Raw genomic sequence first — 22,537 nt, forward strand, 5'->3', positions numbered from 1 at the left:
CGGCGGAGCCACCGTGACGATTCTGAACAAATATTGCGTTGCGGATATTGGTCTACGCTTGCATGCAAGACTGCCTGACTAAGCTTGGCCGAATGCTGTCTATGTCGGTCACCGTTCCGAATGGGCAAGGAGGGCATTGCGACCCGGCTGGCCATGTAAGGATGCTGACGAATGCCGCGTATTGATGTTCCTGTATTGCATCGTGGTTTACGCCCGTTGTTCCGTGTTGCGCTGTGCAGCCAGTTGCTCTGGCCGGCGCTGGCCTTTGCCGACACGCCCTATGATCAGATGGTTCGCGATGCGCGTGCCGGGCAGTACACCCCTGCGCTGACGGTGCTGCGTCAGGTGCCTCCGGGCCAGTCGACCACCGGGCAGATCAGCGATCACCTGCAAATTGCCAGTTGGGCCGGGCTCGACGCCGAAGTGGTCAAGGTTTATGAAACCGAGGGCCGCGACCGTGTGCTGCCGGTGCAGGCGCTGACCGCCACCGCACGCGCCTATCGCAACCTCAAGCGTTGGGATCAGGCGACTCAGGTCTACAACAAGGCCTTGGCACTGGAGCCGGACAACGCCGATCTGCAGCTTGGCCTGGCCCTGACTCAAGCCGACGCCGGCAAACCCGACGAAGCAGTGACCCGCGCCAAGGCGCTGGTGGCGGGCAAACCCGATGACCCTGCTCGCCGCCTCGCGCTGGGCTACGCGCTGACGCGTGACAACAAACCCTACGACGCGCTGTTCGAATACGATCAGGCCTTCAAGCGCGCCGGCAGCAAACCGGAAGTCGCCCGCGAATACGTGGTCGCCCTGCAAAAGGCGCGTCTGCCGGAACCGGCGCTGCGCCTGGCCAATCAACGGCCTGGCCTGATCGATCCAGTGACTTTGCGCCGACTCGAAGGCGATCTGGCCGCCGAGCGCGTGCGTCTCGCCGAATTCGCCACACGCAGCGAAAAAGAACGCTACGTCATCGCCGACCGGGCGCTGGCCGACTACGACAAACTGCTCGCTACCTGGACACCGGACGCCACTGCGCACGACGACGTGATCCGCTGGCGCATTGACCGCATGGGCGCGCTCAAGGCCCGGGCGCGCACCGCCGACGTCATCACCGAGTACCAGAAGCTGCAAGCCGAAGGCGTGAAGATTCCGACCTATGCCCTGCGTTGGGTGGCGGCGTCTTATCTCGATCAGCGTCAGCCGGAAATTTCCACTGACCTGTATCGCCAGGTCCTGTCGGCACCCGATGCCGACGCGGGTGATCGTCTCGAAGACAGCACCGCGCTGTATTACTCATTGCTGGAAAGCGACCGCGCCGAAGAGGCACGCAAAGTCGCCGAAGACCTGGCCAAGTCACAACGCCCGCGCATCGAACTCAAGGGCTTGCCCATCGGCAATCCCAACGACGAATGGATGGACGCCCAACAACTCGCAGCGCAGGCCGGCACTTACGGTTCCGATTTGCCGCATGGTGAGGAGCGTTTGCAGACCCTGGTCGATCAGGCGCCGGGTAACGTCGGCTTGCGTCTGGCTCAGGCCGATCTGTATCTGGCCCGCAACTGGCCGCGCCGCGCAGAAATGCAGCTCAAGGAAACCGAGAGCATGGTGCCGCGCGACATGGGCCTGGAGATCGGCCAGGCGCACACCGCCATGGAGTTGCAGGAATGGCGGCAGATGGATGCGCTGACCGACGACGTGGTCGCGCGTTATCCGGACAACCGTCAGGTACAGCGTCTGGCCCGTGAACGTGAAGTGCATGACATGTCCGAACTGCGCGTTGAAGCCTATGGTGGCAAGGCCAATGGCGGCAGCGGCGGTAATGCCGGGGCCGTCAGCGGCAGCCGTGATTTCGGTATTCAAACGACGCTGTACAGTCCGCCGATCGATGAAGACTGGCGCGTGTTCGCCGGCGCGGGTTATGCCACTGGTGACTTCGCCGAAGGCACGGGAAATCACCGCTTCCAGCGCGTCGGTCTGGAACGTCGTACCCGCGACATGACCCTTGAAGCCGAAGTCTCCAACCACTCCTACGGTTACGGCGACAAGCAGGGCGCACGTCTGGCTATCGCCCGCGACATCAACGACAACTGGCAATACGGCGGCAGCCTCGAATATCTGTCGGCCGAGACCCCATTGCGCGCGCTCAACAGCGACATCAAGGCCAATGGTGGCAGCGGTTTCATCCGCTGGCGCGCCAACGAAAGCCGCGAGTGGAAACTGTCGGTGAGCCCGTCGCACTTCAGCGACGGCAACAACCGCGTCGAAGCCTTGCTCACCGGCCGCGAAGGCGTCTACAGCGCGCCGAACGTGCAGGTCGATGCCGGGCTGGAAGTCGGCACCAGCCACAACTCCAACTCTGAAGACGTGCCGTACTTCAATCCGAAGTCGGACTTCAGTGTGATGCCGACAGTCAACGTCAATCACGTGCTCTACCACCGCTACGAGACCTCCTGGAGCCAACAGTTCCAGGCAGGGGCGGGTACGTATAGCCAGCGTGATCACGGCACCGGCGGCATGGCTTTGCTCGGTTACGGCCAACGTTATGCCTGGAACGACGTGTTCGAGGTGGGCGGTTTGTTCAGTGTGATCAACCGGCCTTACGACGGTGATCGGGAAACCGATCTGCGTCTGCTCGTCGACCTCACTTTCCGCTTCTAGAAGAGTTTGAAGATGCCTTTGATTTCGCGTTTCATCCTTCTGCTGGGAGTGCTGCTGGTCAGCGCCTGCGCCCAGCAAGCCCCGGCCTTTGCGCCGCCGTCCGAGCGTCCGCTGGCGGCCAGTGAAAAACCGTGGCCGAAAAATCACGTGCTCGGCATCGCCTATCACGATATCGAAGACCGCGACCCCGATCAGGCCGTGGTGGCGGTACGCACCGAGCGCATGATCGAGCAGCTCGCCTGGCTGCGGGAAAACGGCTACAAACCGGTGACGGTCGACCAGATCATGGCGGCGCGCAAGGGCGGCCCGGAGCTGCCGGCGAAGGCGATTCTGCTGAGTTTCGACGACGGTTATTCGAGCTTCTACACCCGCGTGCTCCCTGTTTTGCGTGCCTACAACTGGCACGCGCTGCTGGCGCCGGTCGGTAGCTGGATCGACACGCCGCTCAATCAACCGGTGGATTTCGCTGGCGCCCCGCGTGCACGTTCCGACTTCCTGACCTGGGATCAGGTGCGTGAAATCTCGCAATCGGGTCTGGTGGAAATCGCAGCGCACACCGATGCCAACCACAAAGGGATTCTGGCCAACCCGCAAGGCAACATGCAGCCTGCCGCCGCGACCCGGCGCTACGATCCCGTCACCAAGCGTTATGAATCCGAGGCTGACTTCCAGGCGCGGATTCGCACCGACGTGAACAACATCTCGGAGAAAATCCGCAAGGTCACTGGCTACAAACCGCGCGTCTGGGTTTGGCCTTACGGCACGGCGGATGGCACGTCGCTGACCGTGGTCGGTGAGGAGGGCTACGAAATGGCCCTGACCCTCGACGACGGTCTTGATGCCCTCGATAACCTGATGAGCAGTCCGCGCTTCCTCGTCGCCTCCGATCCTGACGGCGAGCATTTCGCCAACAGCGTGGTCGCGGCGCAGTCGGATTTCGTCATGCGTGTGGTGCATGTCGATCTGGACAATGTCTACGACCCGGATCCGGCACAACAGGACATCAACCTTGGCAAACTGGTGCAGCGCATGGCTGACATGGGCGCCAACACGGTGTTCCTGCAAGCCTTTGCCGATCCACAGGGCGACGGCCTGGTGCATTCGCTGTACTTCCCCAACCGCCACTTGCCGGTGCGCGCCGATATCTTCGACCGTGTTGCCTGGCAGTTGCGCACCCGTGCCCACGTGAAGGTCTTCGCATGGATGCCGGTGCTGAGTTTCGGTCTCGATTCGAAATTGCCGCGCGTGACCCGCTGGGACCCGAAAACCGGAACCACCTTGGTCGATCCTGACCAGTACAAACGCCTGTCGCCATTCGATCCTGAGGTGCGGCGGATCATCGGTGAAATCTACGAAGACGTGGCGCGACTGACGTCGGTCGACGGCATCCTCTATCACGACGACGCAGTGCTTTCGGACTTTGAAGACGCCAGCCCTGAAGCATTGAAGGCCTACGCCGCCCAAGGCTTGCCCGGTTCTATTGCTGCGCTTCGCGATGACCCGGCCGCGATGCAGCGCTGGACGCGCTTCAAGAGCAAATACCTCATCGACTTCACCAACGAGTTGACCGCCAAAGTCCGTGCGATTCGTGGCCCGCAGGTGCTGACCGCGCGCAACATCTTCGCCGAGCCGATGCTCAATCCGCACAGCGAAGAATGGTACGCGCAGAACCTCGACGACTTCCTCGCGACCTACGACTGGACGGCACCGATGGCCATGCCGTTGATGGAAAAGCAGACCCAGGCAGAGTCCGGCCCGTGGCTGGAGTCGCTGGTGCAAACCGTGAGCAAGCGCCCCGGGGCACTGAACCGCACAGTGTTCGAATTACAGGCCCGTGACTGGACGAAAAAGGATCAGGCCAATATCGATGGCGCGCATCTCGCGGACTGGATGGGTCGCCTCAAGCGTCAGGGCGCGACCAGTTTCGGCTATTACCCGGACAACTTCCTCGACAACCTGCCGGACCTGAAAACCGTAAGGCCTGCGCTCTCCAACAAATGGAACCCATGACATGCTGGATAGACTGTTAGCCCTGCTTGTTCTGGCGATTGTCCTCGGCGTACCGCTGGGGCTGATCTTCCTGGTGACTGGGCAGTTCCTGATGGACTTCGTGTTCTTCTACCCGTTGTTCATGTCCGGGCTGTGGATTGCCGGCGGCCTGTATTTCTGGCTGCACTGGGAGCGCCACTGGCCGTGGCAGGACGACACGCTGCCGCCACCACTGGAAGGCGAACCGCTGATCTCGATCCTGATCCCTTGCTACAACGAAGGTGATAACGCCGCCGACACCATCCACGCGGCGCTGGCCCAGCATTACCCGAACATCGAAGTCATCGCGATCAACGACGGCTCCAAGGACAACACTGCCGAGGTGCTCGACAGGCTGGCCAAGGAAGATCCACGCCTGCGCGTGCTGCACTTGGCGGAAAACCAGGGCAAGGCTGTGGCGCTGCGCATGGGCGCCATCGCTGCACGTAGCGAATACCTGGTGTGCATCGACGGCGATGCGCTGTTGGCGCCGAACACGGCGGCGTATCTGGTAGCGCCGATGCTCGACAACAACCGCCTCGGCGCCGTGACCGGTAACCCGCGGATTCGTACACGCTCGACTTTGGTCGGGCGAGTGCAGGTCGGCGAGTTCTCCTCGATCATCGGCCTGATCAAACGTACGCAACGGGTGTTCGGGCGGATCTTCACCGTCTCCGGGGTGATCGTCGCGTTCCGCCGCTCAGCGCTGAACCGGGTGGGCTACTGGAGCCCGGACATGATCACCGAAGACATCGACATCAGCTGGAAGCTGCAACTCGATCACTGGAGCATCTTCTACGAGCCGCGCGCCTTGTGCTGGATTCTCATGCCGGAAACCCTTGGCGGCCTGTGGAAGCAGCGTCTGCGTTGGGCTCAGGGCGGCGCCGAGGTGTTGTTCAAAAACATTCGAGGGATTTGGCAGTACCGGCACCGTTATCTGTGGCCGTTGCTGTTCGAATATTGCCTGTCGACCGGTTGGGCCTTCACCTTCCTGCTGTCGGTGATTTTCTGGGGCGTCGGCAAGTTCGTGGTCATGCCCGAAGCCATCGCGGTGGATCATTTGATGCCGCCGGCGTTCACCGGTTTACTGCTGGCCTTCGTCTGTCTGGTGCAGTTCGCGGTCAGCATCGTCATCGACCGTCGCTATGAACCGGGTCTGGGCAAGACCATGTTCTGGGTGGTCTGGTATCCGTTGGTGTTCTGGCTCATCAGCCTGCTGACCACGTTGGTCAGTTTCCCCAAAGTGCTGTTTGGCCAACATCAGAAGCGTGCGCGTTGGGTCAGTCCAGACCGGGGCATCAAACCGGTCGGCGACGACGAAGAGGAGGTCATCAAATGAAAATCATCCGGACCCGTCAGCGGCCATTTCTGGTGGTGATCGACGTGATCCTTACCGTGTTGGCGTGGGTTGGCCTGCTGTTTTTGCTAATACGTGGGTTATGGCCACTGATCGAAACGCACGCGGGCGGGCCGCGCATCGATAACTCGGCATTCGAAGCGCTGGGGACCTTGCAGATTTATCTGTGGGTGGCGTTGGTCAACGCAGTGATACTGATCAGTTGGGCGCGTTATCAACAGCGCAAAAGTCGCAGTTTCGCCCAGCGCCGGTTACCGTCGCCAGTGATCGACGATGAAGGGCTGAGCAAGAGCTTCAAGCTTTGCGATGATCGTTTTCAGAAACTGCGTACGCCCGGAATCATGACGATTCACAACGATCAGGAAGGCGATATCAGTCGTGTAGTGACGCACTTCTGGCCGGTGGAACAACAAGAGTTGCCACCACCGCTCGCGCCGCTGGAGAACCCGCGAGTGATCTTTCTGCACGCCGAAGACGATGACAACCGCGATCCGGTCAATCGGTCGACCTGATTACGGTAATCCAATGTAGGAGAGGGTCATTGATCGCGGATCAGTTTCCACGCCTCTGCAATGGACAGCGGCTGTTTCATGCGTTCGGCCAGCATGGCCATGGCGCGTTCTTTTTCGCAGGCGACTGCCGCGACCAGCACACCATTTCTGCCGAACAGCCCAATAAACGGCGGGTGCTCGGGATCGCCGAGAAACTCGACCTCATCCCAATGTTCGGCGTGACCGAGATAGTCGTAGTTCTTGCCAAAATGCCAGGTCCAGAAAAACGCTACGTCGAGGTAGTGCTCTTCGCCTCCGAGCATGTTCGCGGCAGCGATTCGCGCATGTTGCTGGGCCAGGCGCCAGTGCTCGATGCGCTGAGGCTGGCCGTTGAGCGTGAAGGTGGCAATGTCGCCAATCGCCCACAGGCTGTCGCTGACGCGCATGCCGTCATCGACCCGCAGCGATTGGTCTTTCTCCCGTGGCAGTGAAGCAAACGCTTCTGTGGCCGGGTGCACGCCGACCCCCGCCAGCACCAGATCCGCAGAAATCCGTAAGCCGTTGTCCAGCAGCACCGCCTCGACCTTGCCGTCGCCAATGATCTCGGTGGCCGCATGCTCGCTGATGAATTTCACGCCGTTTTGTTCGTGCAGTGCACGCAGGGCTTTGCCCACGGCCTCGCCGAACTGGGCGACGAAAGGCACGGCGTGGCGTGCGAGCACGGTGACGTCGAGGCCGTGCTGGCGCAGCGCCGAGGCGCATTCAAGGGCGATGAAGCTGTCGCCGATGATCACCGCGCGTTGCTCCGGTGTCGCCGCGCTCATGATCTGCTCGGCCTGGGCTTTTGAGCGCAGGACAAATACCTGAGGCAAGTCGGCACCGGGCAACTCCAGCGGATTGGGCTCGGCCCCTGTGGCGAGCACCGCCGCGTGGTAATTGAGCGTCCGGCCATCCTTCAAGTGCAGAGTTTTGCTCTCGACGTCGAGCCCGACGACTTCGCTTGCGACCCGATTGATGTGTTGTTCGCGATAAAAATCGTCATCGCGCAGCGGCGGGGTTTCCTGCACCGGCATTTCTCCGGCGAGGACAAATTTGCTCAGCACGGTGCGGTCATACCCGGCGTCAGGCTCTCGGTCGATCATCTTGATGCGACCGCTAAAACCCTTCTCCCGCAGAGCTGCCGCGCACGCCGTGCCCGCTGCTCCTGCGCCGACAATCACGAAGGTGCGTGAATCGTCGGCAGGCGGCGTATGCGCGTCCGGCAGTGGTTGGTCATCGACCCAAACCTCTTCGCCGCGCAGTTCCAGTGGATAACGCTTGAGGCTGTCGAGGGCCGGCGGTTCGCACAAGGCGCCGTCTTCAGCGCGAAACGCAGCCTTGTGCCACGGGCAGATCAGGCGTCCATGACACAACGCACCGTCAGCCAGGGGCGCGCCGGCATGTGGGCATTCGCCCTGAAAAGCGCGTAGCTCGCCGTTTGAGCGCAGCAACACAATCTTGCAGTCGCCGATTTCGACTTGCAGGCCACGGTCTTCAGGTACATCGGCGCTACGGGCGACAAGGTGCAGGGGCATGTTCGGCTTCCTCGCAGGTATTTCTCTTACGAGTTTGCACAACAGTGCGAGGTTCAGCCATTTGCTACTGCCACGGCATGAACGGTACAGCTATAGTTTGCAGGCCGACGACGGCCCAACTGCACAAGGTGCTCCCGGAATGACCCGATTGACCTCTCTCAACCCTTGGCTGGCGGCCGTCGCCGTCGCCCTTTGCGTGCAGTTTCCGGCGCAGGCGGCCCAGGAGCGTTTCACCCTCGACATCCCCGGTGTCTCGGATAACCGCCTGTTCACGGCAGCAGCGGCCAGCGATGCGGCCGGTTGCGGCGGCAAGAACCAGTCGCCGGCCCTGAGCTGGAACGCCGGTCCCGCCGGTACCCTGAGCTATGCGATCGTCATGCACGACCCGGATGGCCAGAAAGGCCTGGGTGTCGATCACTGGATTCACTACGGCATCAAAGCCACAACGCGGCAGATTGCGGCCGGTGTCGGCGCGAAATCCGCGCTCGAAGGTGTCGGTGGCACCAACAGCAAGGGCAACACGCATTACATGGGGCCGTGCCCGCCGGTGGGCGACAGCGCGCATCACTACATCATCCAGATCTACGCGCTTGATCTGGCCCCGGACGCACTGCCGGCCGGCCTGACCCGCGCTGAGCTGATGGAGAAAATCAAAGGTCACGTGCTGCGCAACAGCAGCGTGGTGCGGCGTTATCACCGCTGAAAAATATTTTTAGCGGTGTTTAACCCGAATCGGAAGGGCTGGCCGTCTCAGTGGATGAATGCTCAATTTCATCCCGAGGTCAGCCCCATGTCTCTTCCTCTGCCTTTCTTGCGCCCTGTTGCGGTCGGTGTTTTGCTGGCCCTCGCCGGTTGCGGCGCTTCTTCCACGCCGGAAACCGGCGCTGTGCGGGTGCCCGTTCCGTCTGCGCCGCCTGTTGCACAGGAAGCGGTGAAGGCCGAAGTCTCACTGGCCAAGCGTGCCGTGTACACCCTGCCCAATCCTGGTTTTGCGCCCATGCCCCGTGATGATAGTTATCCACAGGGCTATCGCGACGAGCCGCGCGAGCAGTATCAAAAACTTGCCGACAGCCCGATCCACAGTGTCGCCGAGACGCCGGTTTCAACCTTCAGCGCCGACGTCGACAGCGGTGCTTACGCTAACGTCCGTCGCTTGCTCAATCAGGGACGGCTACCGCCGGAAGGCGCCGTGCGACTGGAGGAAATGGTCAATTACTTCCCCTACGATTACGCCTTGCCCAGCGACGGCTCGCCCTTTGGCGTGACCACCGAATTGGCCGCGTCACCGTGGAATCCGCACACGCGGCTGCTGCGCATCGGCATCAAGGCCTCCGACCGCGCGGTGGCGGAATTGGCCCCGGCCAATCTGGTGTTTTTGGTCGATGTGTCCGGCTCGATGGATCGCCGCGAAGGCCTGCCGATGGTCAAAAGCACGTTGAAACTGCTGGTCGATCAATTGCGCGAGCAGGATCGTGTGTCGCTGGTGGTGTATGCCGGCGAATCGAGAGTGGTGCTGGAGCCCACTTCCGGACGGGAAAAAGCGAAAATTCGTACAGCTATCGATCAGTTGACGGCGGGCGGTTCGACCGCGGGTGCCTCAGGCATTGAGCTGGCCTACCAAATGGCCCAGCGGGCGTTCATGCCCACAGGCATCAACCGCATCCTGCTGGCCACCGATGGCGACTTCAACGTCGGCGTCAGCGACTTCGACAGCCTCAAGCAAATGGCTGTGGATAAACGCAAAACCGGGATTTCCCTGACCACCCTGGGTTTCGGTGTGGATAACTACAATGAACACTTGATGGAACAACTGGCCGACGCTGGCGATGGCAACTACGCCTACATCGACAACCTGCGCGAGGCGCGCAAAGTGTTGGTCGATCAGCTCAGCTCGACCCTTGCCGTGGTGGCGAAAAACGTCAAATTGCAGGTGGAGTTCAACCCGGCGCAGGTCAGCGAGTATCGCCTGCTCGGCTACGAAAACCGTGCGTTGAAACGTGAGGACTTCAGCAATGACAAAGTCGATGCCGGCGAAATCGGCGCAGGCCACACCGTGACTGCGCTCTACGAAATTGTCCCGGCGGGCGAGAAGGGTTGGCTGGAGCCGCTGCGCTACGGTAAATCGAGTGCGGCTGAGTCCGAAAAGAACGGAGAATTGGCGATGCTGCGTGTGCGTTATCAACAACCTGACGGTGGGAAAAGTCTGCTGATCGAGCGCCCGATCGCCAATCAGGTCGCACCCGCCAGCGAAGACCTGCGTTTTGCCGCAGCAGTTGCGGCGTTTTCTCAGCAGCTCAAGGACGGTCGCTACACCGGTGATTTCAGCCTGAAAGACACCGAAGCGCTGGCCCGTGGTGCGCGGGGCGATGACCGGTTCGGCTTGCGTAACGAGTTCGTGCAACTGGTCGAGCTGGCGCAAAGCCTGCGCACTGCAACCGCATCGAACGCGATGGCCACTGAGCGACGGATTGAATAGTGAGTCGGCTGAAGGGTTTTATCAGTCAGCTGTTCGCCTCTGCGCACAGCTCAACCGCCAACAGCGATGAAGCGCTGTTGGCGCGCTATCGCGAGGGCGACGGCGCGGCGTTCGAGATCTTGTACGCCCGCCATCGTCAGGGCCTGTATCGATTTTTGCTTGGCTTGAGCGGCAAACCCGAGCTGGCCGACGAGATCTTTCAGGAGACTTGGCTGAGCCTGATTCGCAGCGCCAGTCAGCCACAAGGCCGGGCGACTTTTCGTACGTGGCTGTTCCAGATTGCCCGCAATCGTCTGATCGATCATTGGCGCAAGCACGGCGCCCAACAACCGCTGCACGACAGTTACGACGAGCAGGCGCATGCGCTCAGCGACGAAGCCAGCGATCCTGCACAATTGCTGAGCCTCAGCCGCGACAGCCAGCGCCTGGAAAACGCCCTGCAAGCCTTGCCCGCCGAACAACGCGAAGTGTTCCTGCTGCGCGCCCACGGCGATCTTGACCTGGCACAAATCGCCAGCCTCACCGAAACACCGCTGGAAACCGTCAAAAGCCGCCTGCGCTACGCCCAGCAAAAACTGCGTCGGCTGCTGGCCGAGGAGGTACTGACATGACTGACGCCCGCAAGACACCCGAAGATCCGCTGATCAACCATGTCCGCGAACAGCATGACGGCGAGCCGCCCGCGCACCTCGATGCATTCATTTTGAATGCCGCACGCCGAGAAACCCCGGCCGTGTCACCGACGCTGGGGCAACGCTGGCTTCAGGCCTGCCGTAAACCACGCTGGCAAGTGGCATTCGCCAGTCTGGTCGGCGTCGCCTTGATGCTGTCGCTGGTGCAACGCGTGCCCGAACCGCAGCGCCAGTACGACTACGCCCCGGCCCCAAGTCTCGCCGTGCCGATGGCCGAGGAGGGCGGTGCACAACTGCACCGCTTGTCCGCCCCGGCCAGTGCCATGCCGGCTCCGGCGCCGATGATGGAAATGGCCAAACCGATGCAAAGCGAAGCGCTCAGCGCTGACGAAACCAAGTTCAGCAAACGTGCCGCAGCGCCAGCCAACGGCCTCGACGCGCAACTGCGCGAAGTCCTGCGCCTGCGCGAATCCGGCCAGTCGCAAGCGGCCGACAGCCTGTTCAACAACCTGCACAAACGCTACCCGAACGCCGATCTCGACACCCGACTCGAACAGTTGCAGGAAAAATGACCCCCTGAACCCTCAGCCATTTGGCATTGCCCCGCAAAAACGCGCAATATCGGGCCATTGCCAATACGCTGGAGGACAACGTGGCATCGAAAATTGACCGCATTGCCCAACTGCTCGACAACCCGGAAATACGCCGGGCGATTACCGAGGCGCGTAAGGAGTTTCTGCTGAACCAGCCGGAAGAAGATGTCGTTGATGAAGACGAGGTTTTTGAGGAGGAGGCTGGGGAGGAAGAAGAGGATGACGACGATTACGATGAGTTTGACTGGACGACGGAGTGACGCCGATTTGCCCGAGGTTCATTTTCAAAAATATCCAAACCTCTGCTTACGATGACGCCCGACTACATTGCTCAAGTGAATGGGAAGAACGACACACTCGATCATCGAATCAAAGCCGATCTGCATTCGCACGTAACAGTCGGTTTTGAAACGCGTGCAGCCAATGAGTACTGAATTACATCAGTCGCGTTGCGCGTTGACCGTTCACGCCAAAAAGAGCACTATAAGGTACTATTTTTCGTACCTTTGGAGCCGTCATGGAGCAACTGCTAGCAAGTCGCTCGGTGAGCATTACCGAATTGAAACGCAGCCCTAGCTCCGTGATCGAGCAGGCTGGCTCGGAACCTATTGCGGTTCTTAACCATAATCGTCCCGCTGCCTACTTGTTGGCGCATGCGACTTATCAGGAATTGCTGGATCGTTTGCGAGCGGCTGAGTTGCGTGAAGCGATTGCTGCAAGTCGCAATGATCCTCGTCCGGCGGTCGCTGCCGACACCGTTTTTGCTGAGCTTGATGCGCTTATAGATGACATCGAAGCTGAGCAAAATCGTTTATGAGGCGATTGTTATTCTCCGCATTTGCAAGAGAGGATTTGCAGCAGATCGCCCGGTACATTGCTCGCGACAACCCCGGACGTGCTCGAAGCTTTGTAGGTGAGTTGCGTGTGCGCTGTGTTCAATTGGCCAGCCAGCCGAATCAAGGAATTTCCCGAGAGGATTGTGCCAAAGGGGTGAAAATGATTACTCACGGTCGATACCTGATTTTTTACTCGATTGTTGAGAGCGATATTCAGATAGAGCGGGTTCTCCACAGCGCGCGAGACATTGCTCGACTATTTGATCCCAACAATCCGGATCGATAGCCAGAACAGCTGAAAAACAGTCGCCCACAAAAAAGCCCCGGACCATCACAGTCCGGGGCTTTCTCGTTTAAATCAATGGTGCACCAGGCGGGATTCGAACCCACGACCCCTGCCTTCGGAGGGCAGTACTCTATCCAGCTGAGCTACTGGTGCAGCGGGCGACATCATACCTAGGTCGGCTCGGGGCGTCCATGCTGGGTTTTGGCGTGGATTGTGAGTGCGCGTGTCGGTTGAAATCGCTGCATTCCATAAAGCTGTAACGTCCTGCAAAACCCTCGCTTGGCGCTTCGGTGTGGTTGATCTAAGGTTTTGTTGGGGCGAAGGCTTTTGGCGCGTTGATCTGAAAATTTCCACAAACGCGGCGTTTTTGTTCTTTTTTTCGAACGACCTATTGTCCTTTACCCCCTTTGATCCTACGATCCGTTTGAGATTTCAAACGCTCTTTGATGGGTGTTGCAGCGCTGGTGGTTCGAAATGTCCACGGTTGATGCGCCACACCCGGTCACTGATTTCCCTGACGGCAGCCTTGCGAGGCGCCTTTCTACAATCATAATTTGCTCCGCGCAGGCCGCGGTGCTGTTAAGGAAAGCCGACATGCAGCTTAAAGACACCCAGTTGTTCCGCCAGCAAGCCTTCATTGATGGCGCTTGGGTTGATGCGGACAACGGTCAGACGATCAAGGTCAATAACCCGGCCACCGGCGAAATCCTCGGTACCGTGCCAAAAATGGGCGCCGCCGAAACCCGCCGTGCCATCGAAGCCGCTGACAAGGCGCTGCCGGCCTGGCGTGCACTGACCGCCAAGGAGCGTGCAGGCAAGCTGCGTCGTTGGTTCGAACTGATGATCGAGAACCAGGACGACCTCGCTCGCCTGATGACCCTCGAACAGGGCAAGCCGCTGGCCGAAGCCAAGGGCGAAATCGTGTACGCCGCTTCGTTCATCGAGTGGTTCGCCGAAGAAGCCAAGCGCATCTACGGTGACGTGATTCCTGGCCACCAGCCGGACAAACGCCTGATCGTGATCAAGCAGCCAATCGGCGTGACCGCAGCGATCACTCCGTGGAACTTCCCGGCGGCGATGATCACCCGTAAAGCCGGCCCAGCGCTGGCGGCCGGTTGCACCATGGTGCTCAAGCCTGCTTCGCAAACTCCGTTTTCCGCTTTCGCCCTGGCCGAACTGGCTCAGCGTGCCGGCATTCCTGCGGGCGTATTCAGCGTGGTCTCCGGCAGCGCTGGCGACATCGGCAGCGAGCTGACCAGCAACCCGATCGTGCGCAAACTGTCCTTCACCGGTTCGACTGAAATCGGTCGTCAACTGATGGCGGAATGTGCCAAGGACATCAAGAAAGTCTCGCTGGAACTGGGCGGCAACGCGCCGTTCATCGTGTTCGACGACGCGGACCTGGATAAGGCCGTCGAAGGCGCGATCATTTCCAAGTACCGCAACAACGGCCAGACCTGCGTCTGCGCCAACCGCCTGTACATTCAGGATTCGGTCTACGACGCGTTCGCCGAGAAGCTGAAAGTGGCAGTCGCCAAGCTGAAGATCGGTAACGGTCTGGAAGACGGCACCACCACTGGCCCGCTGATCGACGAAAAAGCCGTGGCCAAGGTGCAGGAACACATTGCTGACGCTGTGGCCAAAGGCGCTACCGTACTGGCCGGTGGCAAGGCGATGGAAGGCAACTTCTTCGAGCCGACCATTCTGACCAACGTGCCGAAAAACGCAGCCGTGGCCAAGGAAGAAACCTTCGGCCCACTGGCGCCGCTGTTCCGCTTCAAAGACGAAGCCGAAGTGATCGCGATGTCCAACGACACCGAGTTCGGTCTCGCTTCGTACTTCTACGCTCGCGACCTGGGCCGTGTGTTCCGTGTGGCGGAAGCGCTGGAATACGGCATGGTTGGCGTCAACACCGGGCTGATCTCCAACGAAGTCGCGCCGTTCGGCGGCATCAAGGCCTCGGGCCTGGGCCGTGAAGGCTCCAAGTACGGCATCGAAGATTACCTGGAAATCAAATACCTCTGCCTGGGCATCTAAGCCGAGAAAGAGATCGCTGCAAACGCAAAGGGCACGAGAGCGCTGTCCCTTTGCGTCGTTTCAAACCGGAATTTTCTCTGCGGCCGGGAACGCCGTGGCAGTCGATCATCGCATGCTGCCACCGTCGCTTCCTCCCGCTTAATCCTTGAACCACGCCGCCCGATGAGCGGCGAATGAGGACTGTAATGAGCAAGACTAACGCTGAACTGATGGCCCGCCGTACCGCTGCTGTACCACGTGGCGTCGGCCAGATTCACCCGATCTTCGCCGAGTCCGCGAAGAACGCTACCGTGACTGACGTTGAAGGTCGTGAGTTCATCGACTTCGCTGGCGGTATCGCGGTACTGAACACCGGCCACGTACACCCGAAAATCATCGCCGCCGTGACCGAACAGCTGAACAAGCTGACCCACACTTGCTTCCAGGTTCTGGCCTACGAGCCGTACGTAGAAGTGTGCGAAAAGATCAACGCCAAGATCCCGGGTGATTTCGCCAAGAAAACCCTGCTGGTCACCACCGGTTCCGAAGCCGTAGAAAACGCCGTGAAAATCGCCCGTGCCGCCACTGGCCGCGCTGGCGTGATCGCCTTCACCGGCGCTTACCACGGTCGCACCATGATGACCCTGGGCCTGACCGGTAAAGTCGTGCCTTACTCGGCCGGCATGGGCCTGATGCCAGGCGGCATCTTCCGCGCGCTGTACCCGAACGAACTGCACGGCGTGAGCATCGACGACTCGATCGCTTCCATCGAACGCATCTTCAAGAACGACGCCGAGCCGAAAGACATCGCCGCGATCATCATCGAGCCGGTACAGGGTGAAGGTGGTTTCTACGTCGCGCCGAAGGAATTCATGAAGCGTCTGCGCGCGCTGTGCGACCAGCACGGCATCCTGCTGATCGCTGACGAAGTACAGACCGGCGCTGGCCGTACCGGTACGTTCTTCGCCATGGAACAGATGGGCGTTGCTGCCGACCTGACCACCTTCGCCAAATCCATCGCTGGCGGCTTCCCGCTGGCCGGTGTTTGCGGCAAGGCCGAATACATGGACGCCATCGCTCCAGGCGGCCTGGGCGGCACCTACGCCGGTAGCCCGATCGCTTGCGCCGCGGCCCTGGCCGTGATGGAAGTGTTCGAAGAAGAAAACCTGCTGGATCGCTGCAAGGCAGTCGGCGAGCGTCTGGTAACCGGCCTGAAAGCCATCCAGGCCAAGTACCCGGTCATCGGCGAAGTCCGTGCCTTGGGCGCGATGATCGCGGTCGAGCTGTTTGAAAACGGCGACAGCCACAAACCAAACGCTGCTGCAGTAGCGTCGGTTGTGGCCAAGGCGCGCGACAAGGGCCTGATCCTGCTGTCGTGCGGCACTTACGGCAACGTGCTGCGCGTACTCGTACCGCTGACTTCGCCGGACGAGCAACTGGACAAAGGCCTGGCGATCATCGAAGAGTGCTTCTCCGAGCTGTAATGCCCGGCGCTGTGTGATCGGATCGACAAAAAACCCGCCTCGGCGGGTTTTTTTACGCCCCTTGAAACACATCGGGCGCTTTAGCGCTGTATCGAATGGCCAGCATTGGCTAAGGTTCAGGCATTGCAAGGGAGAGCGCGCATGACTGCCGTTGAATTACCCGCCGTACCCCGAGTGCTGATTGCCGAGGCTGATCCATGGTCTCGTGACTTGCTCAAACAAGTGTTGCTGAACGTGCGTTGCGATGCTCGTGTCGATTTGTGTGCCGATGGCCAGCAGGCCTTGGACCTGCTGCGTGACGTGCCCTATGACCTAGCGATCGTTGACTGGGAATTGCCCGGCACCGATGGTCTCAACGTGCTGCGCAGCGTTCGTCAGCGCAAACGCAATCCGCCGCTGCCGTTCATTTTGATGAGCAGTCGCACTGACAGCGCCAGCGTGCGCGAAGCCCTGCCGCTGGCGCCGACCGCTTACCTTGCCAAACCGCTGAACATGGAAAGCCTGACCGACCGCTTGCAGGGTTTGCTGCTCAATGCTGGCGAAGAGGTATTTTGCGAAGTACCGGCCCTGGCATCGGGCATGACCTTGTCGGTGTTTCTTGAGCGGCGCCGTGAGCAGGCCGATGGTGCGCCGTTGATGACTGATGTGCAGGTGGCAGTCAAACGCAGCCTGAATCCCAATGGGCTGGACCTGAAGCTGCTGGAAGAAGAGATTCGCACCGATCCGCAGATCACGGCCGTGTTGATTGCCGCCGCCAATAGCGCCGCGCAACACCATGGCGCGCCGGTGCAGACCCTGGCACAGGCACTGCAGCGCTTGGGCACCGGGCAGAGCATGAACCTGATTCTGGGGCTGGCGCTCAAGCGCAGTGCCAGGCTCAGCGACCCGTGTCTGGCTGACTATGCCGAGCGTTACTGGGGACTGTCGCTGCACACCGCTGAATATGCGCGCACGTTGGCGCGCTTGCTCGATCTCGATCAGGAGCGCTGCTATTGCGCGGGCATACTGCATCGCCTCGGTGATCTGGCATTGCTGCGTTGTTTACAGGAATGGCAGCAGGCCGGTGGAGAGCTGGATGAGTTGGAGGAGGTCGGCGAAGCACTGGCAGAATTTGGCGCGGCCTATGGTTCGGCGCTGCGAGCCCGCTGGCGTTTGCCGCTGGAGTTGCGTGAGTTGATTGCCGCGGTCTACCAGCTCGGTGGCGGGGTGTATTCGCGTGAGGCGCTGGTGATGAACATGGCGGCGCAGATGGCCCATCTGACCGAGCGCGAAGGCATAGAGGAACTGGCCAAGAGCCGCACGGCACGGCTGCTCAAGATCGGCTTGCCGGAGTTGATACGAATGCGCAAATAACCTGACTTACACAAACCTCTGTAGGAGTGAGCCTGCTCGCGATAGCGGAGTGTCAGACAACAATGGTTCGCTTGACACTCCGCTATCGCGAGCAGGCTCACTCCTACAATGGATTTCTGTGTAGCTGAGATACGGGTCAGGCAGAAATGATGCGGTTCTTGCCCTGGCGCTTGGCCTCGTACATCGCCGCGTCCGCACGGGCGAACAGGCTGTCGAGGTTTTCATCTGCCTCGGTGAGGCTGGTCAGACCCTGGCTGACGGTGATGCCGAACGTCTGGGCGTCATGGCTGAAACTCAAACGCTGAATCTCCTGTTGCAGCCGCTCGGCCACCTGCATGGCCATGTCCGGCGCACATCCTGGAAACACGGCGGCAAACTCTTCCCCGCCAATCCGCCCGAACAGATCGCCCCGGCGTAACGAACCGCGCCCGCACTCGGCGATTTTTTGCAGCACGTTGTCACCCTCGGGATGGCCGTAGCTGTCGTTGATCAGTTTGAAGTCATCGATATCCAGCAACAGAAACGCCAGTGGCAAGCCTTGCAGGCGCGCCTCTTCAAACGCGCGATTGGCGCATTCGAAAAAGTGTCGACGGTTGCTGCTTTGGGTCAGTACGTCGGTGGTCGCCAGGCGATGCAGTTCGGTTTCCATCTGCTTCTTGTCGGTGATGTCCTCGGCGATGCCGACAATGATCACCGGTTGCCCCGGTTCGTCCTGACGATTGATGAAGCATTTGTCGCTGAGCCAGCGCACCGAGCCATCAGCGGCGATGATCCGATATTCGCGATCTTCCACCGCGCCTTTGTGCAGGACGTCGGCGAGGCTGCGCTCGGCGTATTCAAGGTCATCGGGATAGATGCTGTCGCGCCACTGATTGTGGTCAGCGAGTAAAAGCCCGGCAGAGCGGCCGAAAATTCGTTCATACGCAGGGCTGACGTAAAGCACCTGGCGGGTTTCCCAATTGAAGGCCCAAAGCACGGCGTTGACGCTGACCAGCAGCGAGCTGAACAGCTGTTCGCGTTCGCTCAGCCGCGCGACTTCGCCTTGGGCGTGCATCAATGCCATGAGGGTTTGCGCGGCCTCGGGCCACTGCGCAAGGGATGAGTCTTTTTGATTGTTATTGACCATCGGCACTCGTCTCAAAGGGCGTGCCGGGAGTTCGACAACAGCCACAGTACAGCCCGCCGGGGTGGCGAAGTGTCTTTGAGATAGGGGAATGGAAGCGAAGTTCCCAGCGGCAGAGGGGTTCTGCCGGGTGGTAGTGGCGACGCGTTTCAACAATGAGAACGCGTCGTCAAAATTGCGCTAGCTACGCTACCGATCTGGGATAAATCCCCTCGCCACAGGGGATTCATACAACACAATCAGGCTGCGGCGGGGCGCAGCGAGTAGGTTTTCAACTGGTCAGCAAAATCGCGCAGGGACTGGATGCCACTGGCCTCGGCCTCGTGAATCCACTCTTTGATGGCCGCGAGCATGTCGTGGCCATTTGCGCTGGTCTTGACCCAGATCTGCTGCAGGGCGAGGCGTTTTTCGTAAATTACCTTCAGCGCCTGGCTGTGCTCGAGCATGTTCTGGATGCGCAGGTGATGACGGTCTTCCAGCAGGCTGGTTTCCCGCGACAGCAGGCGTTTGGCCCGATGGAACTGGTGGCGCACCGAATGATCGACCTTGGCCAGCTCTTGCTTGACCAGTGGGCCGATCACCAACTTGCGGTACTGGGCCATGATCTGGAAGCGGTTGTTAAGGATCGCCATTGCGGTGTCCATGTCCAGGCTGCCTTTGCCTTCCACACGGTGGGCAATCGGCGCGACACGCTGCACCTTGGCCAGACGCAGAAAACTGAAGACTTTGATCCATGCCCAACCGAGGTCGAACTCCCACTTCTTCACCGACAGCTTGGCCGAGTTAGGGTAGGTGTGATGGTTGTTGTGCAGTTCTTCACCGCCGATCAGGATGCCCCATGGCACCAGATTGGTCGCCGCGTCGCGGCATTCGAAATTGCGGTAGCCAACGGCATGGCCCAGCCCGTTGATCACGCCGGCGGCCCACACCGGGATCCACATCATCTGGATCGCCCAGATGGTGATGCCGATGGTGCCGAACAGCAGCAGGTCGATGACGCCCATGATCGCGACGCCCAACAGCGGATAGCGACTGTAGACGTTGCGTTCGATCCAGTCTTCCGGGCAGTTCTTGCCGTAGATGCGCAGGGTTTCCGGGTTCTGGGCTTCGGTACGGTAAAGCTCGGCGCCGGTACGCAGTACTGTGGAAAGACCTTTGATGACCGGGCTGTGCGGGTCATCTTCGGTTTCGCATTTGGCGTGGTGTTTGCGGTGGATGGCAGTCCACTCGCGGGTGTTCTGCGCCGTGGTCAGCCACAGCCAGAATCGGAAAAAGTGCTTCAGGCCAGCATTCAGCTCAAGCGAGCGATGGGCCGAGTAACGGTGCAGATAGACCGTGACGCCGACAATTGTCACGTGAGTCATCAGCAGGGTGACTGCGACCAGTGACCAGGCCGACAAGCCAAGAAAACCTTCGTACCACATAGGCTATAGGGCCCTCGATAAAGATAAAAACAGCCGTTGCATTATCACTAAGCACACAGATAAAACCAGTCGCCCTTTCAGATAAGAGTCGCTGAATGTTTCTTGACCTATAATTCCAACCTTTTTGTAGGGACATGGACAGCCGAATGTCTGCCACTTATCGCGATGCCTTGCGTGCAGCGCTGCTCTATCTCGTGCTTGCCGCTCTGTGGCTGCAAGGTTCTGATCATTTATTAAACAATTTCTTCGATGACTCCGTCGATCTTGCCCGATGGCAACTGATCAACGGTTACGTCTTCGCGGCGATCAGCGCCGGGCTGATCTTTCTGGCGCGGGCACGCTTGTGCGAGTTTCTCGGGATCGGTGCGCGGTTGCGCGAGCGTCACGCCGACCGCGAGCGCTTGCGTCAGGCTGCGGCGGTGTTCGATTGCACGCGAGAGGGCGTGCTGGTCACCAATCATCAGGGGCTGATCGTGCACGTCAATCGCGCGTTCATCGAGATCACCGGTTACCAGCGCGAAGAGGTACTCGGCCAGCAACCGAGCCTGTTCAAGTCCGGGCACCATCCGCCGGGTTTTTATCAGGCGATGTTTGCCACGCTGGAAGCGCAAGGCGAATGGAGCGGCGAGATCTGGAACCGGCGCAAAAGCGGCGAGATTTATCCACAGTGGCAAACCATCCGGGTCATTCGCGATGATCAGGGCCGGATCAGTCACTACGTGGCGGTGTTCTCCGACATCAGCGCGATCAAGGACTCCGAGTCCGAACTCAAACACCTCGCCCATCACGATCCGCTGACCGATCTGCCCAATCGCCTGCTGTTCAGTGACCGTGCCGAACAGGCGCTGGCTTCGGCGCAGACTCATAAGCGTGGTTGTGCGTTGCTGATGCTCGATCTGGATCACTTCAAGATGATCAACGACAGCCTCGGGCATAACGTTGGTGATCGACTGCTCAAAGCGGTGGCGGCGCGCTTACAGGCATTGTTCGGCCCCGGTATTACCTTGGCGCGGCTCGGCGGCGATGAATTCGCGGTACTCTCTGAAAGTTGTCCACAACCCGGACAAGCAGCGGCATTGGCTCAGCGCATTATCGATGCACTCAAGGAGCCGTTCGGCATCGACGGCCACGAATTGTTCATCAACGCCAGCATCGGCATCAGTCTGTTCCCCAGCGATGCACTGAGCGCGGAGCAGCTGTTGCGCAATGCCGATGCCGCGCTGTTCAAGGCCAAAAGCAGCGGGCGCAACGGTTACGCCTTGTACACCGAAGAACTTACCGCGCACGCCCAGCAGAGGGTCGAAATCGCCTTCGAACTGCGCCGCGCGCTGGAACAGCAGGAACTGCGGGTCTATTACCAACCGGTGCATGACCTGAAAACCAGTCGTCTGATCGGCGTTGAAGCCTTGGTGCGCTGGCAGCATCCGCAGCGTGGCCTGGTGTCGCCGGCGGAGTTCATCCCGATTGCCGAACGCACCGGGTTGATCGCCGAAATCGATGCCTGGGTGATGCAACAAGCCTGCCTGCAAATGTGCCGATGGCAGCAGGCCGGGGTGGTGTTGTCGTTTGTGGCGGTGAATGTTTCGTCGCGACTGTTCGCGCGGCGTGAGCTGTATCAACAGGTGGCGCAAGTGCTGCGCGACACTGGGCTGGATCCGGCGTATCTGGAATTGGAAGTCACTGAAAGCGCGGTGATGGATGACCCGGAAGTGGCGCTGGAGCAGATGCATCGCCTGCGTGAGCTGGGCATTCGTCTGGCAATCGACGATTTCGGCACAGGCTATTCGTCGCTGCTGCGGCTCAAGCGGCTGCCGGTGCAGAAGTTGAAGATCGACCAGGGATTTGTCGCTGGCTTGCCGGGGGATGAGGATGACGCGGCGATTGTCCGGGTGATCATCGCGCTGGCGCAGAGCATGGGCATGCAGGTGCATGCCGAAGGGATCGAACAGGCTGAGCAGGCGGTGTTTTTGCTGGAACAGGCATGTGATCTGGGGCAGGGCTACTGGTTTGGGCGACCGGTGCCGGCGTTGGAGATTGACTGGGCGCGCGCACCGGTTATCGGCTGAGTCCGATCCTGTGGCGAAGGGATTTATTCACGATGGGGCGCGCAGCGGCCCCAAAAATCGGCACTGCTACGCAGTCCATCGCCGATAAATCCCCTCACCACAGGGTGATCTGTCGGCTTCCGGGTCCGCGCAAACCCTTGCTCCAC

General features: G+C 60.2%; 18 protein-coding genes and 1 tRNA gene. 15 read left to right on the forward strand and 4 right to left on the reverse strand.

The annotated features are described in order from the left end of the window. Positions 1-171: 171 nt before the first annotated feature. Genes pgaA through pgaD form a run of 4 tightly spaced genes read left to right on the forward strand, consistent with a single transcriptional unit; the run spans position 172 to position 6,549 of the window. Positions 172-2,652, forward strand: coding sequence for a poly-beta-1,6 N-acetyl-D-glucosamine export porin PgaA (pgaA, locus tag JFT91_RS06840; RefSeq protein WP_201229728.1), 2,481 nt, complete (start codon positions 172-174; stop codon positions 2,650-2,652). 12 nt (positions 2,653-2,664) lie between these two features. Next, positions 2,665-4,662, forward strand: a complete 1,998-nt coding sequence (gene pgaB, locus JFT91_RS06845; RefSeq protein ID WP_201231900.1) for a poly-beta-1,6-N-acetyl-D-glucosamine N-deacetylase PgaB — start codon at positions 2,665-2,667, stop codon at positions 4,660-4,662. A 1-nt stretch (position 4,663) separates the two neighbouring features. Continuing rightward, positions 4,664-6,019 (forward strand): poly-beta-1,6-N-acetyl-D-glucosamine synthase, encoded by a 1,356-nt coding sequence (gene pgaC, locus JFT91_RS06850; protein WP_201229732.1) that lies wholly within the window; start codon positions 4,664-4,666, stop codon positions 6,017-6,019. Next, positions 6,016-6,549 carry a poly-beta-1,6-N-acetyl-D-glucosamine biosynthesis protein PgaD gene (gene pgaD / locus JFT91_RS06855; protein WP_201231901.1) on the forward strand — a complete coding sequence of 178 codons (534 nt, stop codon included), beginning with the start codon at positions 6,016-6,018 and terminating at the stop codon, positions 6,547-6,549. Before pgaC ends, pgaD begins: the two co-directional genes overlap by 4 nt. Positions 6,550-6,575: 26 nt before the next feature. On the opposite strand, the gene JFT91_RS06860 is transcribed toward pgaD, so the two are convergent. Next, the gene (locus JFT91_RS06860) at positions 6,576-8,102 is read right to left on the reverse strand and encodes an FAD-dependent oxidoreductase (protein ID WP_201231902.1); all 1,527 of its coding nucleotides are present in this window, start codon (positions 8,100-8,102) and stop codon (positions 6,576-6,578) included. 139 nt (positions 8,103-8,241) lie between these two features. Here JFT91_RS06860 and JFT91_RS06865 point away from each other — a divergent pair, with 139 nt between their 5' ends. From JFT91_RS06865 to JFT91_RS06895, 7 genes are all read left to right on the forward strand, one after another. After that, on the forward strand, positions 8,242-8,805 hold the full coding sequence (locus tag JFT91_RS06865; RefSeq protein WP_201229738.1) for a YbhB/YbcL family Raf kinase inhibitor-like protein: 564 nt from the start codon (positions 8,242-8,244) through the stop codon (positions 8,803-8,805). Positions 8,806-8,892: 87 nt separating this feature from the next. Then, positions 8,893-10,578 carry a vWA domain-containing protein gene (locus JFT91_RS06870; RefSeq protein ID WP_201231903.1) on the forward strand — a complete coding sequence of 562 codons (1,686 nt, stop codon included), beginning with the start codon at positions 8,893-8,895 and terminating at the stop codon, positions 10,576-10,578. Between the two features lie 29 nt (positions 10,579-10,607). Next, the gene (locus JFT91_RS06875; protein ID WP_201232246.1) at positions 10,608-11,189 is read left to right on the forward strand and encodes an RNA polymerase sigma factor; all 582 of its coding nucleotides are present in this window, start codon (positions 10,608-10,610) and stop codon (positions 11,187-11,189) included. After that, positions 11,186-11,782: a hypothetical protein gene (locus JFT91_RS06880; RefSeq protein ID WP_201199546.1), complete on the forward strand. Its 597-nt coding sequence runs from the start codon at positions 11,186-11,188 to the stop codon at positions 11,780-11,782. The genes JFT91_RS06875 and JFT91_RS06880 overlap by 4 nt, the downstream gene beginning before the upstream one ends. 20 nt (positions 11,783-11,802) lie before the next feature. Continuing rightward, complete coding sequence (locus tag JFT91_RS06885; protein ID WP_201199551.1) at positions 11,803-12,063, forward strand: hypothetical protein; 261 nt, start codon at positions 11,803-11,805, stop codon at positions 12,061-12,063. Positions 12,064-12,320: 257 nt separating this feature from the next. After that, positions 12,321-12,620 carry a type II toxin-antitoxin system Phd/YefM family antitoxin gene (locus tag JFT91_RS06890; RefSeq protein WP_201231904.1) on the forward strand — a complete coding sequence of 100 codons (300 nt, stop codon included), beginning with the start codon at positions 12,321-12,323 and terminating at the stop codon, positions 12,618-12,620. Then, complete coding sequence (locus tag JFT91_RS06895; RefSeq protein WP_201231905.1) at positions 12,617-12,925, forward strand: type II toxin-antitoxin system RelE/ParE family toxin; 309 nt, start codon at positions 12,617-12,619, stop codon at positions 12,923-12,925. The genes JFT91_RS06890 and JFT91_RS06895 overlap by 4 nt, the downstream gene beginning before the upstream one ends. Before the next feature lie 76 nt (positions 12,926-13,001). On the opposite strand, the gene JFT91_RS06900 is transcribed toward JFT91_RS06895, so the two are convergent. Further along, positions 13,002-13,078, reverse strand: a tRNA-Arg gene (locus tag JFT91_RS06900). A 441-nt stretch (positions 13,079-13,519) separates the two neighbouring features. On the opposite strand from JFT91_RS06900, the gene gabD reads away from it, so the two are divergent. From gabD to JFT91_RS06915, 3 genes are all read left to right on the forward strand, one after another. Continuing rightward, entirely contained in the window at positions 13,520-14,962 is a 1,443-nt protein-coding gene (gene gabD, locus JFT91_RS06905; protein WP_095191630.1) for an NADP-dependent succinate-semialdehyde dehydrogenase, read from the forward strand. Between the two features lie 185 nt (positions 14,963-15,147). Continuing rightward, entirely contained in the window at positions 15,148-16,425 is a 1,278-nt protein-coding gene (gene gabT, locus JFT91_RS06910; RefSeq protein ID WP_008080000.1) for a 4-aminobutyrate--2-oxoglutarate transaminase, read from the forward strand. Between the two features lie 141 nt (positions 16,426-16,566). Then, positions 16,567-17,778, forward strand: coding sequence for a response regulator (locus tag JFT91_RS06915; RefSeq protein WP_201229760.1), 1,212 nt, complete (start codon positions 16,567-16,569; stop codon positions 17,776-17,778). 136 nt (positions 17,779-17,914) lie between these two features. Here JFT91_RS06915 and JFT91_RS06920 read toward each other — a convergent pair whose 3' ends face one another. Continuing rightward, a complete protein-coding gene (locus JFT91_RS06920) occupies positions 17,915-18,904 on the reverse strand; it encodes a GGDEF domain-containing protein (protein WP_201231906.1) in 990 nt (329 codons plus the stop codon). Positions 18,905-19,140: 236 nt separating this feature from the next. Continuing rightward, positions 19,141-20,325, reverse strand: a complete 1,185-nt coding sequence (gene desA / locus JFT91_RS06925; protein WP_201231907.1) for a delta-9 fatty acid desaturase DesA — start codon at positions 20,323-20,325, stop codon at positions 19,141-19,143. Between the two features lie 146 nt (positions 20,326-20,471). On the opposite strand from desA, the gene dibA reads away from it, so the two are divergent. Beyond that, positions 20,472-22,391 carry a phosphodiesterase DibA gene (dibA, locus tag JFT91_RS06930; RefSeq protein ID WP_201229764.1) on the forward strand — a complete coding sequence of 640 codons (1,920 nt, stop codon included), beginning with the start codon at positions 20,472-20,474 and terminating at the stop codon, positions 22,389-22,391. The last annotated feature ends 146 nt before the right edge of the window (positions 22,392-22,537 follow it).

This window comes from Pseudomonas sp. TH08 (assembly GCF_016651275.1).
Classification (GTDB): Bacteria; Pseudomonadota; Gammaproteobacteria; order Pseudomonadales; family Pseudomonadaceae; genus Aquipseudomonas.

Excerpts from the sequence above, each read along its gene's own strand:
- pgaA (WP_201229728.1), top strand. The coding sequence starts at position 172 with ATGCCGCGTATTGATGTTCCTGTATTGCATCGTGGTTTACGCCCGTTG.
- pgaB (WP_201231900.1), top strand. The coding sequence starts at position 2,665 with ATGCCTTTGATTTCGCGTTTCATCCTTCTGCTGGGAGTGCTGCTGGTC.
- pgaC (WP_201229732.1), top strand. The coding sequence starts at position 4,664 with ATGCTGGATAGACTGTTAGCCCTGCTTGTTCTGGCGATTGTCCTCGGC.
- pgaD (WP_201231901.1), top strand. The coding sequence starts at position 6,016 with ATGAAAATCATCCGGACCCGTCAGCGGCCATTTCTGGTGGTGATCGAC.
- JFT91_RS06860 (WP_201231902.1), bottom strand. The coding sequence starts at position 8,102 with ATGCCCCTGCACCTTGTCGCCCGTAGCGCCGATGTACCTGAAGACCGT.
- JFT91_RS06865 (WP_201229738.1), top strand. The coding sequence starts at position 8,242 with ATGACCCGATTGACCTCTCTCAACCCTTGGCTGGCGGCCGTCGCCGTC.
- JFT91_RS06870 (WP_201231903.1), top strand. The coding sequence starts at position 8,893 with ATGTCTCTTCCTCTGCCTTTCTTGCGCCCTGTTGCGGTCGGTGTTTTG.
- JFT91_RS06880 (WP_201199546.1), top strand. The coding sequence starts at position 11,186 with ATGACTGACGCCCGCAAGACACCCGAAGATCCGCTGATCAACCATGTC.
- JFT91_RS06890 (WP_201231904.1), top strand. The coding sequence starts at position 12,321 with ATGGAGCAACTGCTAGCAAGTCGCTCGGTGAGCATTACCGAATTGAAA.
- JFT91_RS06895 (WP_201231905.1), top strand. The coding sequence starts at position 12,617 with ATGAGGCGATTGTTATTCTCCGCATTTGCAAGAGAGGATTTGCAGCAG.
- gabD (WP_095191630.1), top strand. The coding sequence starts at position 13,520 with ATGCAGCTTAAAGACACCCAGTTGTTCCGCCAGCAAGCCTTCATTGAT.
- gabT (WP_008080000.1), top strand. The coding sequence starts at position 15,148 with ATGAGCAAGACTAACGCTGAACTGATGGCCCGCCGTACCGCTGCTGTA.
- JFT91_RS06915 (WP_201229760.1), top strand. The coding sequence starts at position 16,567 with ATGACTGCCGTTGAATTACCCGCCGTACCCCGAGTGCTGATTGCCGAG.
- JFT91_RS06920 (WP_201231906.1), bottom strand. The coding sequence starts at position 18,904 with ATGGTCAATAACAATCAAAAAGACTCATCCCTTGCGCAGTGGCCCGAG.
- desA (WP_201231907.1), bottom strand. The coding sequence starts at position 20,325 with ATGTGGTACGAAGGTTTTCTTGGCTTGTCGGCCTGGTCACTGGTCGCA.
- dibA (WP_201229764.1), top strand. The coding sequence starts at position 20,472 with ATGTCTGCCACTTATCGCGATGCCTTGCGTGCAGCGCTGCTCTATCTC.